14 protein-coding genes are annotated in these 16,500 nt (G+C 67.5%); 6 read left to right on the forward strand and 8 right to left on the reverse strand.

Annotated elements, in window-relative coordinates; all coding sequences use genetic code 11:
- Nucleotides 1–199: 199 nt before the first annotated feature.
- Nucleotides 200–460, forward strand: a complete 261-nt coding sequence (locus AAG827_RS11090; RefSeq protein ID WP_341926025.1) for a hypothetical protein — start codon at nucleotides 200–202, stop codon at nucleotides 458–460.
- A complete protein-coding gene (locus tag AAG827_RS11095; protein WP_341926027.1) occupies nucleotides 457–882 on the forward strand; it encodes an SRPBCC family protein in 426 nt (141 codons plus the stop codon). Before AAG827_RS11090 ends, AAG827_RS11095 begins: the two co-directional genes overlap by 4 nt.
- Nucleotides 883–1,145: 263 nt before the next feature.
- On the opposite strand, the gene AAG827_RS11100 is transcribed toward AAG827_RS11095, so the two are convergent.
- The 5 genes from AAG827_RS11100 to AAG827_RS11120 form a co-directional block, all read right to left on the reverse strand.
- Nucleotides 1,146–1,724 carry a hypothetical protein gene (locus AAG827_RS11100; protein WP_341926030.1) on the reverse strand — a complete coding sequence of 193 codons (579 nt, stop codon included), beginning with the start codon at nucleotides 1,722–1,724 and terminating at the stop codon, nucleotides 1,146–1,148.
- A 173-nt stretch (nucleotides 1,725–1,897) separates the two neighbouring features.
- Nucleotides 1,898–3,199 (reverse strand): hypothetical protein, encoded by a 1,302-nt coding sequence (locus AAG827_RS11105; protein ID WP_341926031.1) that lies wholly within the window; start codon nucleotides 3,197–3,199, stop codon nucleotides 1,898–1,900.
- Between the two features lie 58 nt (nucleotides 3,200–3,257).
- On the reverse strand, nucleotides 3,258–4,292 hold the full coding sequence (locus AAG827_RS11110; protein WP_341926033.1) for a nucleotide kinase domain-containing protein: 1,035 nt from the start codon (nucleotides 4,290–4,292) through the stop codon (nucleotides 3,258–3,260).
- Entirely contained in the window at nucleotides 4,282–5,139 is an 858-nt protein-coding gene (locus AAG827_RS11115; RefSeq protein WP_341926034.1) for a hypothetical protein, read from the reverse strand. Before AAG827_RS11115 ends, AAG827_RS11110 begins: the two co-directional genes overlap by 11 nt.
- The gene (locus AAG827_RS11120) at nucleotides 5,129–6,340 is read right to left on the reverse strand and encodes a hypothetical protein (protein WP_341926035.1); all 1,212 of its coding nucleotides are present in this window, start codon (nucleotides 6,338–6,340) and stop codon (nucleotides 5,129–5,131) included. Before AAG827_RS11120 ends, AAG827_RS11115 begins: the two co-directional genes overlap by 11 nt.
- Nucleotides 6,341–6,437: 97 nt before the next feature.
- On the opposite strand from AAG827_RS11120, the gene AAG827_RS11125 reads away from it, so the two are divergent.
- Nucleotides 6,438–6,905 carry a TIR domain-containing protein gene (locus AAG827_RS11125; protein WP_341926036.1) on the forward strand — a complete coding sequence of 156 codons (468 nt, stop codon included), beginning with the start codon at nucleotides 6,438–6,440 and terminating at the stop codon, nucleotides 6,903–6,905.
- Entirely contained in the window at nucleotides 6,899–7,525 is a 627-nt protein-coding gene (locus AAG827_RS11130) for a hypothetical protein (RefSeq protein ID WP_341926037.1), read from the forward strand. Before AAG827_RS11125 ends, AAG827_RS11130 begins: the two co-directional genes overlap by 7 nt.
- A gap of 222 nt (nucleotides 7,526–7,747) precedes the next feature.
- Here AAG827_RS11130 and mobF read toward each other — a convergent pair whose 3' ends face one another.
- On the reverse strand, nucleotides 7,748–13,603 hold the full coding sequence (gene mobF / locus AAG827_RS11135) for a MobF family relaxase (RefSeq protein WP_341926038.1): 5,856 nt from the start codon (nucleotides 13,601–13,603) through the stop codon (nucleotides 7,748–7,750).
- A gap of 304 nt (nucleotides 13,604–13,907) precedes the next feature.
- Between mobF and AAG827_RS11140 the strand changes: the two genes are divergently transcribed.
- Nucleotides 13,908–14,303 (forward strand): hypothetical protein, encoded by a 396-nt coding sequence (locus tag AAG827_RS11140; protein WP_341926039.1) that lies wholly within the window; start codon nucleotides 13,908–13,910, stop codon nucleotides 14,301–14,303.
- Nucleotides 14,296–14,808: a hypothetical protein gene (locus tag AAG827_RS11145; protein WP_341926040.1), complete on the forward strand. Its 513-nt coding sequence runs from the start codon at nucleotides 14,296–14,298 to the stop codon at nucleotides 14,806–14,808. The genes AAG827_RS11140 and AAG827_RS11145 overlap by 8 nt, the downstream gene beginning before the upstream one ends.
- A 263-nt stretch (nucleotides 14,809–15,071) precedes the next feature.
- Here the strand turns inward: AAG827_RS11145 and AAG827_RS11150 are convergent, their stop codons facing one another.
- Together AAG827_RS11150 and AAG827_RS11155 are read right to left on the reverse strand one after the other, a co-directional pair.
- Complete coding sequence (locus AAG827_RS11150) at nucleotides 15,072–15,305, reverse strand: hypothetical protein (protein ID WP_341926042.1); 234 nt, start codon at nucleotides 15,303–15,305, stop codon at nucleotides 15,072–15,074.
- Between the two features lie 133 nt (nucleotides 15,306–15,438).
- Nucleotides 15,439–16,443 (reverse strand): DUF932 domain-containing protein, encoded by a 1,005-nt coding sequence (locus AAG827_RS11155; protein WP_341926043.1) that lies wholly within the window; start codon nucleotides 16,441–16,443, stop codon nucleotides 15,439–15,441.
- Between the last annotated feature and the right edge of the window lie 57 nt (nucleotides 16,444–16,500).

The following is a 16,500-nucleotide window of genomic DNA, read 5'->3' on the forward strand; positions in this document are numbered from 1 at the left end:
AGATCGGGCTCGTCCCGCCCGCTGAGTTCGAGGCCAACCACTGGACCCATCAGCAACCCAGAGTCGGACCCCAGCACTACCCTCAGACACCGGTCCCGATCGGGGCTGGTTCCAAGTAACCGAGCCTCCACGAAACCCGGGGCGATTCAAGAAGGAGCTGGTCGAGGATTTCAAGCAAAACAAGGCCAAGGACTCGGTCGTGGTGTGCCGCGAGTACCTCGACTACATCGCCGAGGACCGGGATTTCGCTGCCGAGTTGGCCAAGTCAGGCCATCCAGTGTGGGTGGTTCATGCCGAGAAGGGCGACGGTGGCCTCACCGACTCCGAGCGCGCCACACTCCATGCGGCTCCGAACGTGGCCCTCGTGACGATTCCTGGCTCGGTGTTCCTCCTCCCGGACGAGGTGCCGGACCAGATCGCCGCAGTGATCGCCACCGCCCTGTCCACGGCCCGCGCATGAAGGTCAGGGCCACAACAACGATCGACAGACCAGTCAGCCATGTGTTCCCCCTCATGGCCGACAACCGGAACGAGCCGCGGTGGAACAGCAACCTCAGCGACTCCGAGCTGCTCACGGCGGAGCCCATCGGCGTGGGCAGCCGCTTCCGGGCCATCTATCAGGGGCAGGAGTGCATCGCGGTCATCTCCGAGCACGAGCCTGACCGCGTCGTGACCTTCGAGGTCGACGCGAAGCGGATGGACATCACCGGCCGGATGAGCTGCTCGCCCGTGGGATCCGGCACCCGGCTGGACGGCGAGTTCGATCTCCGCCCGAAGGGTGTCATGAGAGTGATGCTGCCCCTGGTGGCGCCGCTCGTCCGGCGGGACTTCCCAAAACAGTTCGCGAACTTCAAGGCCTTCGCAGAGAACAACGCTGACTAGTCGGTCCGTCGCTGCCCTCGGTTCATCCGCCGACCCTCGATGTCGATCGTAATGCGGTCTACCGTCGAGCCGGCTCTGGGACTGTCCCGAACGGCTGGGCTGCGGCCCGACCAACCCGACTCGCGGCTACTAGACGCTGCCGCTTCCCGGCGGTAAGACGCAACCACTCGACGTGGGGCGCGGCGCATCCGTTGACCCTCAAGAATGCCAGAGGCGGTGACCTCCTTCGGGCGAGCCCATTGGCTGGCACCCGGTTCTGGTGCTTAGCTCCCCGTCGTTATTCCGACGAACGACCCTCGGCCGTGGATGAAGGAGTGCATGGGCTCGCCCTCCCTCCCAGACGGCTTGAGCACGTACGGGAAGACTCTGCCGTCGTCGTGAACCGGCTCTAGGCGTTTGTAAACACCCAAGTACTCCTGACCTTGAATCGAGCCAGTTCCCGCCTCGATGGGGCAGATCGCAACTTTCGACTGCCCGTGGTGCCCGTCGAAGTACCCCAGCTCCCAAGGCATCCACTTCGACGCCGAGGCGCTTCTAGACGTGGCGTAGACCAGTGATCGGCACGACCTCATTCGCTCCCTCAACCTGGTCGCGGTCGTCGGCGAGACCGTCTCGCGGTCAAGAGCGGGGTCCTCAATCCAGTCGACATAGACCGTCAGCCTCACGCGCTCAAGTTCCTTTTTCAGCCCGAGCACCAGAACGTCATCGCGGACGCTATGGCTCAGGAACACGTCGTATGTGCCGGCGGCCGACATGGCCGTGTGCGATAGCTCAGAACGTGCTGCTGATGCTGTGATTCCGCCGGCACTCTGACGTAGTTCCGAGGCGGTGTAGTAGGCCATATGAACTTCCTAGAGCTTCGATTGTTATTAGCCGCACCGTCTCGGGTGGAGTCGATGGGACGTGGTGATTCATACCTAGAGGCCTCGTGCAATCTCGTTTGCGTCACCGATGAAAGCAGACACCACCCGACATCAACGAGTGGGTATCGGCAAAACCACTTGAAGCCGCGGGCTCAGACCGAGAAGGGGAACTTCGAGTACTGCAGACTGCGCGCGTCAAGGTCTGCAAGAACGTAGCCGCCGCCGGCCTCGTTCAACTGCTGCATCACCGTGAATCCCTGGCTGATTGCCTCACGCCACATTCGATAGGGAAGGCTGCTCACCTCGAGATCCTCGACTACCAGAGCAATGAGGTCGAGCAGATCTTCCGGGACCAGGCTCGGCGCCTCGAACTGCCGGCTGAGGGTTGCTTGCTTCGCCAAAATGGCGGCGATGCCTTCCTCGGCGAAGATTGCGCGAGCACCATCTTCGGTCTCGTCGATGACAGAGTTGCTCTTCCGCTTTACCTGTAGCAGACCGCGGAGGTTTGGCGACCACCCCAGAACTGCTAAGAAGCCGAAGTGGATGGCGTCGTGGTAGCGGTAGGCATCGATCCGCCGTGAATTGTCGGTGACTTCATCGCCAAGGACTTCTCCGACCTTGAAGCCTTGAAACTTGTCCGGTCCACGAGGGATGGGTCCGCCCGGAAAGGCATTGGGCGTCGCTGCGAGCAGGGTCATTGTCACCACCGCTTGCCCGTTCGCTGTGCGTTCTTGAAACCGTAGGTGAAGCTGACGAGGCACCTGTTCGGTCGCGGGAAACCCTTCGTCGAATGAAGGCTTCTGTTCCGTGTCATCTGAGCTCAATGAAGATGAACGCACAGCCCGTTCCAAGTCACGTTTGGCAACCTCCTCAAGTGCCAGGCCGGCGTGACGCGCGACGGTCGCGGCATACCAGAGCAGATCTCCCAGCTCGATGCCGACGAAGCTCGGCCACTCATCGACCGTGCTGTCGCGGCGGTATCGCTTCTTCTCCTCGACGAGCAGGGTGCCGACTTCGCCGGCGAGGCCAAGCATGGGCACGCTCAGACTGAGTGGATCAACCCCTGCGCTGATCTCTTGGTCCGTTTCCGCCGCGAGCTTGGCGTACTCAGCCAGGCTGAGAACTGCGTCCTGGTCTGGCAAGGCGCCGATGCCCGGAAAGTTGAGCGATCGCGCGCGTTCGTCGACCTTGATCAGGTTGCGGTTGGCGATGGAGTTGAGCGATAGGCCGTTGACGTGCGCGAGGAGCGCCGACCACCTCAGCACCATGCCCAACTCACGAGCAACCATGCCCTTGCTGGTCGCGGCGACCAGCGCCTCGCTTAGGTAGTGCTGCTGCGCCAGCAGCAGTTCACCCACGTGGGCCCCGAGGCCGAGCATGGGAACGAGTTCGTGGGCGGTGTCGTTGCTGTCAGCGAGCCGGACCGTCTCGCTCTGGTAGTGATCGAAGTCCACGGGTCCTCCTGGGAATGCGCTGGCGTGCCGTGTGGTGCTTGTGCACCACCCTGATGGGTCAACCTGCGTTCGCAGGCACCCGCAATGGCATCGGGTCGAGGTTCCACTTGGGCGGGAAGCGCGGCGGCTCCAGGGGTCCGTTGGCTGTGAACTGTTGCTTGATCCTGTTGCGGTTGCCGACACCGACGACGTCGGGGTGGGCAACCCGCGCGTATTTGTCGGTCTCGCAGAAGAGATTCTGGCAGTCGATGAGCTTCAGGCGCCGACCGAAGAGGTCCAGGAAGTCGATCTCGTAGTGCGCCAGCTGTTGCTCCTGGGTGTCGACCATCCATCGAATGAGTTCTGAAGCCGGGATTCCCCGCGCATCAGGGAAGCACTTGACCAGTCCGCTGACGGAACCAGGGCCTGCCACGACGAAGTCGTCCTCGTCGAAATCGATCAGCGTGGAGTAGTTCAAGTCGATTGTCAGCTGGAAGGCTAGGAAGGGCCCGAGGGACGGGTAGGCGAGAAGAAGGTGGAACACGTCCTGCAGACCTGCCGCCTGTTGCAGCGATTGAACGAGACCGCCGCTGATCATGCTCTCGATGAGCGCCAAGTGATTGCGGTGCTTGCGTTGGTGACCGAAGGGCGGCGGCGGGACGATATATGCGGCGGAGTAGATCCTTTCCCCTTGTGCGAGGGCCTGGTCGAGAATCGCGCCGCAAACTTCCGAGTCGAAGGAAGCGGCCATGACCTCGCCAAGGCTGCCCTCAATGACTTGCCAGGTTTCGGGCTTGTTGAAGAATCGGTACAGCAGGATCCGCAGAAGAACGTCCCCTGGGTCCTGCGAACCCGAGTAGATCACCCGGATCAGATCCTGGGACACTCGATCGGCGGCTCGGTAGGCGTTAGTGAATCGGTACTGGGAGACGATTTCGTCTTCTGTCCATGGTCCGGGCTCGCCGGCCAGGCGTGCGTGGTAGACCCGCTGCCGCTCGGCCGCAAGGTTCCAGTAGCTCGCGAGCACCTCGGAGCCGACGATGTTCCGGCCGCCGATGGTCCCTGACCAGGCTTGATTCCTCAATTCGAGTCCTATCTTGCCGTCAGCTGCCACGCGACGGCCGGCTCATGCCTGTTCCTCCGAGATGCCTGGAGAGGCCGAGTACTACAAGGGTGGCGATGTCGGAGGGTCGGTGGGTGATCGCTAGAAGGGCGCGTTCTTCGTCGGTGAGCCCGTCCTCGCCGCTCGGGAGGTCCAACGCCGATTCCACCAAGACGCGAACCTCGCCCGTGACGTCGTCCGGCAGCCCTGGTGGGAGCCATTGATAAAGGTTCGGACTTACGATCGACCCCACCAGCGTTGCTGCTCCTCCGAATCCACCCGCGACGTACAGGGGTTTGTCGGCTCGTATCGTGGCGGCAGCTTCTTCCGCGACGCCGGGCATCGAGCCGGCGAAGCCAGAGACCTTCCCGCCAACGACGACCCGAGCCGAGGCGATCTCGGTTGTGTAAGTCCGCATCGTGCTCAGTGCGGTCGCCGGGTCGAGTACGCCCGGATCGTCGTCGGCCGTGCGGACGTCCCGCGCGGACCTCGGGATACCGTCGGCATCCAAGAGCTGCACACTCGACTTCACGCCGAGAGAAGCCGCGTAACTTTGTAGGTCCTCGGAGCTGCGGGTGGAGTGCTCGTTGTACGGGACGATGTGCTCGAACGCGCCGGCGGCGTTGCCATATCTTTCGGTTTCCTCGAGAACGATCTTGGTAAAGCCCTGCTGGATTGCGCCGCCGTAGACGACAATGCCGCCGGCGATCACGATCGCTCGGCTGAGTTCAGCGATGGTCGACTGCAGGTGCAAGTCACTGAGGCCGAGCCGTTGCAGGTCAGCGCTCTCGGAGACTGAGATGGCGATGCTGCGGCCGAGCAGAGCGTCGCGCGGGACCAGCTGCGGATCACCCGTCATCGAGCACACCTCCCCGGGCGGCGAACGTGCGTGGGGTCAAGATATCGATACGCGCGTCGAACCCTGCCAACTCACAGAGGTCGTCGATCACTGCTCGTTCGGCTGGACCCAGCGGTGGGTCGGGATGAATGATCCACAGGTGGTTGTCATCGGGCTGGTCTGACTGGTGCTTGGAGAGCCAGCCCACCGCAGTCGTCGGCTCCGGCGCATGCACTGGAGTCCAGTCGAAGCCTTCCTCTTGGATGTAGGTGGACTGCGCCTCCCATAACGCCCGCTTCAACACCTCATCGACCAGGCGGTTCAGGCTCGCGGCGATCGACGCGTTTACAGCATCGTGGCTAAGCGGCACGGTCGGGACGTGATCCATCAGAAAGGACCCTCGTGTCTCCCCCTCCGTGAGGGCGATGAGGCCAACGATCGGCACGTCGTGTTGCTTGGCCGCGAGCACCTCGCGCTGGGTCCACTCCCGCGATGCGTAGCGATCGGTGCGCACCATCAGGAACGCGGAGGCGCTGGCGTTCGCCTCGAGTTCAGCCGCCCAATCGGTACCAGGGAGCAGGTCATGCGCGTCGAAGAACTCAGCCAGGTGCGTGCCCGCTATCACCGAACGCACCTGCTCGTACAACGGGCCCCCGGGAAGGTCGGTCTCGATGTCTGAGAAGTGTTTGGCGTGGCTGATGAAGACACGGACCGGGACGGTGGAACCAGCAGCCTTCTGGGCGACGGCCTGAGCTACGCTGCGTTCGAGCAGCCCGGCAGTCGCCAACGCATCCGATGGAAGTCGTTGAATGCTGCCGATGGACGACTGGACGTCTGAGTCGGTCAGATTGACCCCTGGGACCGTGACAGGCAGCACCGCGATCGCGTCGCTGACGCTGTCGGCGATCAGGCTCAGGTAGTCGGCCCATTCAGGGTCGCGCTGAACCGCATCCCGCAAGCCGGCACCGAGAACTGGCACGATCGCACTGAAGTGCGCCGGCGTCGGCGTTTCCGGCCCAGCCCCGGGCAGCAACAACGGGCGTGGGGGCGCTCCAACCGCTGACCAGCCGAGGCTCCTGGCGTAGACCTCAACGGCGCCGCCGGCAAGGCCCGAATAGCCGTCGGAGTGAAAGTGGGTGTGGATGCGCTCGAACACATCTATGCCGGCTTCGTCGTCGGGATGCCAGACGACGTAAACGTCCAGGATGGGCGGGGCGGGCATGACATCGAGCCTAAGCGGCTACGCGCTGCCCTGGCGGATTGGCGCGCCCAGGTTGTCGGTGCTCGCCCGTACCATCGACATCGGAAGGAGGTGGATCATGGCCGACCACCACAACGTCTTCATCAGTCACAGACATGAGGATGATGCGCTGGTGGGCGCTCTCGGCGACCTTCTCGCGGGCAAGAACGTCACAATTCGTGACGCATCGATCACGAGCGATGAGCCGAACAAGGCTTCAAACGAGGCTTACATCAAAAGTCAGATCCTTGCTCCAAACATCAACTGGGCCGGCAAGGTCATCGTTCTCATCACACCGGACACCAAGAACCATCCGTGGGTCGACTGGGAGATTGCGTACGCCGAGAAGCAGGGCAAAGAGATCATCGGGGTTTGGGCACCGGGGTCGGCAGGTTGCGAGGTGCCTGCGCCGCTGGAGCAGCATGCCGATTCGCTGGTCGGCTGGAATTCGGAGTCGATCATCCGGGCGTTGAACGGCGAAAGCATCTGGACTAACTCGACCGGTGAACCCCGAGGCCTCCAACCAATCAACCGGATCGGATGTTGATCGTGCGGCTGTATTCCTACAAGGTTCGCTACGACATTGGTTTCGCACCTAATCCGTTCCACGGCGTGTGCACTCTTGCGACGTGCAAGCCGCGCATCCGGGCCGGAGCCTCCGTGGGTGACTGGGTGATCGGCGTGGGGTCCGTAGGTCAGGGAACGCTAGGCAGATTGGTCTTCGGGATGCAGGTCGACGAGAGGTTAACGTTCGACGAGTATTGGGCCGATGAACGCTTTCAGTCTAAGAAGGCCGATCGTCACGGGAGCCTGAAGTACAGGTATGGCGACAACGTGTACCACAGGGATGCAGGCGGCCAGTGGGTCCAGTCTGACTGCAGACACAGCTTGGAAGACGGAAGCCCGAACATGGACCACGTTCGTCGAGACACAAGCGCAGACGCGGTGCTGATCTCCAAGCGCTTCAGCTACTTCGGGTCGCAGGGCCCGGTGATTCCTCACTCTCTCCGCGCCTGGGGCGATGCGAGCGTCGATCTGGGCGAACCCGGTCGCGATCACACATATACGGCCTACCCTCCCGAGATGATTCAGGAATTTGCTACCTGGTTCGGCACTCTCGAATCGGGCTATCAGCATCCACCGAAGGACTGGGGCGGGCTGACCTAGCGCACGAGTGCGGGAAGCGGCTTGGAAGACAACTGGTTGTAGTGCACAAGCTCTCCGACATCAGACGACTTCATAGTCCACGATCGTGTGAATGTAGCGGGGAGGGCGGCGAATCCGGGCGCTGTACACCTGCGTCTTAGTGGGCTATGTCGCAGGTCTGCACGCGGCTGCCTCGCATGTCCGACAGCTCTTTGTCGTGGATCTCACGCCTGTGCTCGGGGCCTACCGGCGGAGGCTGCGGCGCACTGGGTTCGAAGAGCCAAGCTCTTGTCCAGTACCCGCGTCGCGCCGGAGCCCCGGGGCGTCACGGTCGGTGGATTCGGCGTCGTGTTCGCCGAGTCCAACCTGCCGAACGAGCCGGTAGCGCAGTTCGCGGGCCGGGCTGTCACCCAGGGGTGCTTCGGCGACCAGGGCCCGGGTAGCGGCGCCGATGTCGTGGCCTTGCTCGTGGGCCTGCTGCAGCATCGCCGCGGTGGCCGGCCAGTCGCCCTGTTCCACCAGTCGCGGGTCGAGCTCGCGGGCCAGTGGCGCCCAGCGTTCCGCCGGCGACTTGGCGGACGCGGCCTCGATGCGGGCGCGGACCTCGCTGCTGCTGTTCAGCTCGGCCTGGGCGGCCTTGCGGGGGTCGGCGTCCCACGCCTTGACGGCGTCGCGCAGGTCCCGCCGCGACTGCAGTTGGGAGAGCTGCAGTCGGGCGCTCACATGGTTGGTGCCCGGCGCCCAGGCGCGGCTGGGCTGGGCCGCAAGGACCCGCATCGCGGCCACGCGGGCCTGCTCGGGCGCAAGGTTGTCGAGCCGCTCGGAGAGCAGTTGGTCGCCCAGCGTCTGGCCGCTGGCCAGCGCCGCAGTGAGGGCCGCGGGGCCGCGGTGGGCGAGCAGGTCGGCCGGGTCCAGGCCCTCGGGGAAGCGGGCGTAGCCGGGGTCGAGACCGTGCGGGGTGAGCATCCAGAAGTCGCGTTCGGCCGCGACCTGGCCGGCGAGGTCGGCGTCGGTGGCCACGATCGGGTCGCGGCCGATCGTGGCGAGCTGGGAGGCCTGCTCGTCGGTCAGTGACGTGCCGAGCGGGGCCACGCCGAGGTAGCGGCCGGCGCTGGCCAGCGTGACCGCGATCGCATCCATGGGGCCCTCGACAATGACCGGGACGGCGCCCTCGGCGAGGAGCTCGTCGACGACGCCGTACAGTTGAGCGCCCTTGTGGAACAGCGGGGTGTCGGCGGTGTTCAGGTACTTCGGGCCTCCCTTGTCGGCGTCGGTGAGGTCTGGTCGGCGTCGGCCGACGAACCCGAGCACCTCACCGTTGTGGACTACCGGGAACATCACTCGGTCCCGGAACCGGTCGATCAGTCGGCCGGTGCTGGCGGTGGTGGCGACCCCGGTGGCCAACATCTCGGCCTCGCTGACGCCACGGTGGCGCAGGTGGTCGACCAGGTTGGCCCACCCGGCCGGCGCCTGTCCGGGACGGAAGTGCTCGTGCCCGGCGATGTCGATCCCGAACCGGCCGGTGAGGTGGTCGCGACCCCATGAGTCGGTGAACCGGGACTCGAAGAAGGCCTGCGTGATCTCGTTGATCTCGATCATGCGTTCGCGCGTGACGGGGAAGGAGTACCACCCATCGGCCCGCTGGTACATGAGCCGGATATCGGCGTCGGTCGGCTCGAGCGGGGTGCCGCCGAGGTCGCGGATGTACGTGGCCAGCGTCAGGTCGCCCTCGACGAACTGCTGCTCGTCGACGTTGTCGGCCACCGACGGGGCGACGTCGACCTGGTCGATCGCCTCGTCCGGCTCGGGGTGGTCGACCAGGTGGTCGCCGTCGGCCTCGAGGTCGTGCGGGAGCGGCCATTCGGTGTCGTCGGGGTGGTCGACCAACGTGGCCGGGTCGGGCTCGACGCCGTCCCACATGTCCACCGGCGGCTCGTCGAAGTGGTAGTCGTGCTCGTGCTCGTCGGGGATCGGTTCGAGCGCGATGGAGGTTCGCCACACCAGCGCCTGGCACTCGTCGACGTCGTCGGAGGGCAGGGCGGACCCGGCCGACAGCAGGGCTTCGAGCTGCCAGCCGCGCTGCAGTCCGTGGTCGATGTTGGAGACCAGCGCGGGCCACCAGGCGCTCGCCTGGATGCGGGCGGCCCGTTCTTCGCCGAGCAGTTCGGGCAACTGCGCTGCCCAGCTGGTGGTGACCCCCTCGCCGTGAGAGCCGTCCCCAACCTGGGCGGCCACGGCGGGCGAGAGGTGGCGTGCCATGCGCCACCACAGCGCCGCCGCGGCGTGCTCATCAGGAAGAGGTCCGGCCCCAGTGTCAGCCGACGTGGCGGTGCGGAGCAGCTGGTGGGCCTCAACGCCGGTGCGTGACATGGCCGCGAGCCGTTCGGCAAGGAGCGGGGTGAACTCGTCGCCGCGGACCTGCGGGGCCAGCGAGTAAAGCAGTTGGCGCCATTCCGTGAGCGCTGGGGTGTGGTCGCCGGTGATGCGCCGGTTGAGCCGTCGCTGGTAGGTGGAGGAGGCCTTCTGCAGCTGCGGCGCGCCGGTCGCGCGACGGTCGTCGACAGGGACCTGCATGGCCGCTCGCCAGACCTCGACGTCGGCCACCGTGTCGGTGTCGGGTCGGATCCCGTTCTGCGCCCAGGTCGGCAGCGACGTCTGTGCCGCGGCCCGGGCGCGGACCTCGCCGGCGAACTGGTCGACCAGGTGCGCGCGCTGGTCGAGGTAGGCACCCCAGTGCGGGTCGTCGGCCAGTCGCTCCGGTACGCCGGGCATCCAGGGCAGTGGGCCGGTGCCGGCGTTGCGCATGCCGGAGGCGTCCAGCCGCCAGTCGAGCACCGCGGCGCGGTCCTCGGCCGAGACCAGTTCTCGGTCGCTTGCGGCCGCGCGCATCGCCTCCACGGGGCTCTGACCCGCGGCGCCAAGCAGCAGCAGGTGGGCGCGCAGCGTGGGCCAGGCAGCCTCATCGGCCAGGCCGGGAAGCAGCTGGTCGACGGTGCTGTCCAGGGCCTCGACGACATCGGGACCGACGACGTTCTCGGCCGCGACGTAGAGGCTGTCGAGGTAGCGCTGGGCTGCCTCACCGAGCCGGGTGGCGGGGTCGGCCTGCTCGCGCATGAGGCTGGTCGCGGACCGCTGGGCGTCGTCGCGGGCCAGCATCGACTCGAGGATGTCGGTCGGGGTGAGCGGGCGGACCAGGGTCGGGTGGATCACCGAGTGCGGGTCGCCGTCCCCGACGACCTCGAGATAGACGTGGTTGCCGCTCTTGCCGCGGGTGAGCATCGTGTAGAGCTGCTGGCGTGACTCCTGACCGGTGGCCAGCCCGTGCATGGTGTCGGCGGTGACGCCCTGGGCGGTGTGCACGGTGCAGGCGTAGCCGAGCTCGGTGGAGGCCTCGACGTACTCCTGGGGGAGGCGGACGGTGCGGCCGTGCTGGGTGTGCTGCACGGTCAGGTCGCCGCCCTCGTGGAGGCCGAGGACGGTCCAACGGTCGCCGTTCTTGACCCAGTCGGTGGCCGAGGTGCGCAGCTTGCGGTCGTTGGTGCGGGTGATGATCCGCTCGCCGATGCTGGCCTCGTTGCCGTCGGCCAGGCGTCGGGCCGGGCCGGGCCTCGCGGGGTCGGCCCCCTCGAGTCGGTGGGCGCGGGCCTGCTGGTTGAGCTCGCTGACCAGCTCGCGGGTCGGGGCGAGCATGATCGCGTCCAGCCCTGCTGCACGGTCGGCCTGCCAGGCCGCGAACACGTCCTCGGTCATCGTGGCCAGGTCGCCCACGTGCACCCGGTCGCGGTCGAGGTAGAAGCCCAGGGCCTCGCCCTTGCCCTCGCGCAGCGCCAGCGAGGCGGCGCCTTCGGCCGGGTCGGTGAACCGCACGAGCTCGGTCAGCTGCAGCGCGCCGTGGGTGGCGCGGATGTCGCGCAGCACGCCGCCGGCGCCGATCGCGGCGAGCTGCTGGTCGTCGCCGACCAGGCGGACGCTGCCGCCGCGCTCGAGGACGTGGGCCACGGCGATGTCCAGGGAGAGCGTGTCGGCCATGCCGGCCTCGTCGATCACCACGAGCGTCTGGGGGCCAATGCCGGCGACCCAGTCGGGCGCATCGCCGGTGATCAAGGAGTGGGTGAGTTTGGCGAGGGTGTCGGTCTGGGTGTCGATCTGGGAGCCCATGGACTGGCGTAGAGCGTCCGCGGCCGCGGCTGAGGGGGCGAGGCCGATCACGCTGCCGCCGCCGTCGGTCCAGGCCTGGGCGAGCGCCCGCATCGCGGTGGTCTTGCCCGAGCCGGCGGGCGCGATGGCCAGCTGCAGCCGGGCGCCGGAGATGGCCATCTCCTTGACCAAGGTGGCCTGGCCGGCGTTGAGGGTGACCCCGTTGGCTTCGGACTCCAGGAGAGCCAGGGCGACGTTCTGCTCGTCGACCGCGTAGCCGTCGCGGCGGCCGGCGGCCTCCACCAGGCGTTCTTCGGCGGCCAGGACCTTGCTCGAGGTGAACAGGTGGACGCCGCCGACGGTGTAGACCGAGGCGCCGTCCAGCTTGCGCAGCTCGGGCGGCTCGGAGATCTCGTCGAAGGGGCGAGTGATGCTGACCGAGCGGCCGTCGAGGACCTCGCTGACGAGCAGGCCGACGACGGTGTTGACCTGGTCGGTGGGCACGTTGGCGGCCCGCACCTGGCGCTGGGCCTCGGCGTAGACGTGCCAGTACTGCCAGGTGGCGCGGCCGCCTTCCATCGTCGTCACGATCCGGTCGCTGGTCTTGGCGAACCACACCGCGTCGGCGCCCGGGACGGTCGCGGCGGCGGTCGGGTTGAGTGCGCCGTGGAGCATCTGCTGGAGGCCTCGCGGTGAGCCGAGGACCTCGACCGCCTCGCGGTTCCAGGCCTCCCGCTGCTCGGCCAACGAGCGGGGCTCGTGCTTGGCCTCGCGGGTCTCCAGCGTGGCCCGCTGGGCCAGCTGCAGCGTCTCGATCGGTGTCGGCGGGCGGCCGTGGGATGCCTGGAACTGGGCGGCCAGCACCTTGCGGCGGGCCTCGACGCTGACGCGGCGTTTGGAGAAGCGGTGGTTGAGGTCGGGGTCGACGCCGACGATCTCGCGCACCGGCCGCTTCCGGGCGTCGGGATTCGGGCGCTCCGCGAACCGCACCCCCAGCGCGTCGCCCAGGTGCCGCTCGAGCGCGGTGTTGTAGGTCTCCGAGGCAGAGACCTTGGCCTTGTAGAGCAGCCGGCCGTCGATCGCCAGCCACTTCCCGTCGAGGGTCTGGACCTTGTTCGCGACCGCGACGTGGGTGTGCAGATCCGGGTCGCCGGCGCGGGAGTCGCGGTGGGTGAACGCCGTTGCCAGCAGGCCGCGGACGTTGACCTGGCGGATCCCGTTGGTGCCCTGGCGGGTGAACAGCGCCTTGGTCTCGATGAAGTGCAGCGCGTCCTTGATCGCCGCCTGGTGGGCACGTTCGATGACCGCGGCGGTCTTGGGGTCGGCCAGTGCCCACAGCGTGGAGACGCTCTTCACCGGCGAGAAGGTGAGGTCGTATCCGGCCACGGCGTTGGTCTTGGGCCGGGAGTGCTTGGCGATCGTGGCGGCGAGCTCGCGCGCGCCGGCAGGCTCGCGGCCGTGCTCGGCCCGGAAGAAGTCACGCCCGATCTCGGTGCGGATCCGCGCCCGCTCCTGGGCTGGGACCGGCCAGTCGCCCGGCAGTCCGGCGGCCTCGTTGACGGCCGCGAGGCGTTTGGCGACCTCGACCCGGAAGGCGCTGACGTCGTTCTCGTAGACCTTGTACGGGGTGCCGAGACGAGCGGCCGCCTTGTAGTCGGCCGCGGTAGGGCTCGCGACGTCGGCGCGACCGACCCGCAGGTCCAGCTCCTTGGTGCGTGCGGTGGCCAGCGGGTGGTGCCCGGCTCCGAACAGGTTCTGCATGTGGTCGGCGGTGACGGTGTCGCCGGCGTCGAGGCCCTCGATGCCCTCCATGCCGGATCCGACCCACACGCCGGGAGTCTCGCCCTTCTCGGTGTAGTAGCTCGCGAGCCCGGTGTGACCCCTGTCGGTGGCGTCCATCGCTGCGACCTGGCGGGTCAGGTAGTCGTACCCCGACCCGGCCGTCAGCTTGTGGAGGCTCATCGTCACGGGCACCTACGTCCGATCGGGGCCTCGGAACGATCAGTTTCGCCGCGAAGTTTCGTCTGTTCTTTCTATTCGGCGGACCGGGAATGCACTAGGTGTGTGGAGGTTGGGGTGCGACTGAGTTCGAGGGGGGACGTTGGGGCGCTCGGGAGGGCTCAGAGGTGTCGGTCTGAGGGTGCTGGTCGGGTGAGGTTGGTGAGGGCGTTGGGAAGGTTCTTCGGCGGTGGTGATCGCTCGGGGTCCGGGTTGTGTCCTAGGTGACTGTCAGAGTCCATGTTCGACACGAGTGAGGGATGACCGGATGAGTCAGCAGACGATGCGCCAGAAGGCGCGACGTGACGCACGGAGTGTCACGTCGAAACGGAGGGCTGCGCTCTTGGAGCGCGCCAAGCGGCTGGAAGATCTGGCGGTGCAGGTGATGACTGCGGTCGGTGAGCGGGACGCGGCGGTGGCCGAGGCAGAGAAGCGGGCTGGGGCCGCGCTGCGCGAGATGACGACGGTCGAGGGCGTGACGCTGCGCGAGGCCGTCGAGTGGTGCGGCGACCAGATCGGCGTACGAGAGGCGACGCGGCTGCGGCGGCTGGCCGAGAACGACCAGGACGCCGAGAAGGGCGACGAGGGCGACGCTAGGGCGCTGGCCGCGAGGGCTGCGCCCGCCGAGAGCGGGGGAGCGGGTGGCGGTACGGCGGTTGGATGACGCCGGCCTCGCGGCGGTGGCGGCGGCGATCGCGGACGCGCGGGTGCTCGCGCGTTACCGGGCCAAGGTCGCGACGGTGCCGGGGAGTGAGTGCCTGTGGTGGACCGGCGCGGTTGCGGGAAGGTCCGAGCGTGAGCGCACGGACGGAGGCGGCCATGGCCGGTTCTGGTACGCGCCGGGGCGGGTGATCATCGCGCACCGGTTCGCGTTCGCGGTGATGAGCGGGGTGGACGCGCTCGCGCAGGCGCGGCTACTCGGGCACCGGTGTCACAACCCGCTGTGCCAGCGGATCGCACCGGACCACGTGGTGGTGTCGAGCGCGGCGCAGAACCGGCGCGAGTGGGCGGTCCAGCGTCGGCTGCCCTACAGCCCGCTGGCTGACCCGCGCGGGCCGCGTCGGCGGGCTCGGGAACTTCGCGACCTCGCGCGTGAGGACCCGCAGCTAGTGGCCGACGACCTCGCGCGACTCCAAGAGCTGCTGGGCGAGCAACTGACGCTGTGGTGACCGGCGACGCGTCACCACAAAGCCGCGTGGGCCCCGGCGCCAGCCGGTGCGTGCTGGGCGCAGTCGGTGGCGATCAGGTGGCGGCCGTCGCTGGTCGACCAGCACAGCGAGTCCAGGCAGGCGTAGTGCTCGCACTCGATCCGAACCAACGGGGGGGTCGGCCGGGGCCGACGACGCCGGAGAGGAAGTTGATAGGGCGCAGGGGCCGCCCGCAACGGACACGGCATTGCGGGCGGCGCGCCTGCCGGATGGTGGCCACGGGATCACCCGGCCTCAGCGGCGAGGTCGAGCCGAGCGGACGCGGCGGTGGTCACGGCGGTGATCCGCGCGGCGAGCGCACGCAACTCGGCGGGCGTGCCCTCGATCGCGATCACGTCGTCCTGGGCGAGAGTCAGGACCGGGCGGCGGTGCTCGCCAGCGCCTACCCAGTCCTCTCCGGGGGTGAAGACCTGGACGCTGGTCTCGGCGGCGGCCAGCCACTCGATGTGTGCGCTCATCGGGTCACCTCGACGGGGAAGGTCGTGTCGGTGTTCGGCGTCTGCTTGGTCATGGCTCCTCCTTCGGTTGGGCCGGTGGCGGGCCGGACTCGGGGTCTCAGCCCGCCACCGGAGGAACTGCGTTGGTTGGCGCTCAGGCGGGGGCGAGCGCGGTCCAGGCGCGGCGCTTGATGCGGTCCGGGTCGTCACTGGTGAGCACTCGCGTGGCGCGGGCGGCGGCCTCGTCGCCCTTGGCGCGAACCGGGGCGTAGTGGTCGACGTACTCCGCGACGGCCTGGTAGCCGGCCCACGCGGTGTCACGGATTCCGGCCTGGGTGTCGGCGTCGGCGAACAGCCAGTGCAGCCGGGAGCGGCGGCGGCGCTCGGTCTCGCGGACCCGCTTGGTGGCGTTGGCCTCGGCCTTGCCGAACGTGGCGTCGATCAGCGCGTCGAACGTGGCGTCGGTCATGGCCTGCTGGATCAGCCGCTCGGCCTCGACCTGGAACGCGTCGACGTAGGTGAAGGTCAGCCCGAGCGCGTCGCGGGCGGCCTGGACGGCGGCCTTGGCGTTGCGGGTGTGGCGGATCGAGAACGACGACTCGTAGTTGCTCAGGGCCGCGCTCTGGGTGTTCGCGCAGACGACGCGGACCGGGGTGACGAGGATGCGGAACGCGCTGGTGCCGTCGTGGCTGTTGAGCGCGGCGATGTTCAGGTCGATGCGGTCGGTGCCGCCGACCGTGAGCGAGTCCGGCAGCTGCATGGTGATGAACACCTGCCGCCCGCCGCGCAGCGACCCGGCGGTGTCGAAGATCGCGCCGGACTCGTCGGCCAGCAGGTTCAGGAACTTGGCGTGGTCCTCGTTCTGCAGCGGGGTGTAGCCGCCGCCGACGACGCCGAGCGCTTCGGGTGCTCCGGTGAACGGGTTGGTGCGCACCGTGGCGAAGCCGGGGACCTCGATGGGGGTGACGCCGCCGTCGCTGACCTCGGCGGTGGTGAGCGGCAACTTGCGGACGTCCCAGCCGCCCAGGTGCCCGAGCCTCATGGCCTCCTCGGCGGTGAACGCGCGGTCGCGGACGGTGGTGCCGAGCCGGTGCCAGGCGTCCTTGCGGGCGAAGACGGCCGCTGCCTGCGTGCCGTGGGTCTCGATCTCGTGTGCCATGTCGGTGGTCCTCCTGTGTCGGAATCAAACGAACTGCGTTCATTCTATTCTTTCTAT

It is taken from the genome of Nocardioides psychrotolerans (assembly GCF_943371775.1).
Lineage (GTDB): Bacteria > Actinomycetota > Actinomycetes > Propionibacteriales > Nocardioidaceae > Nocardioides > Nocardioides psychrotolerans_A.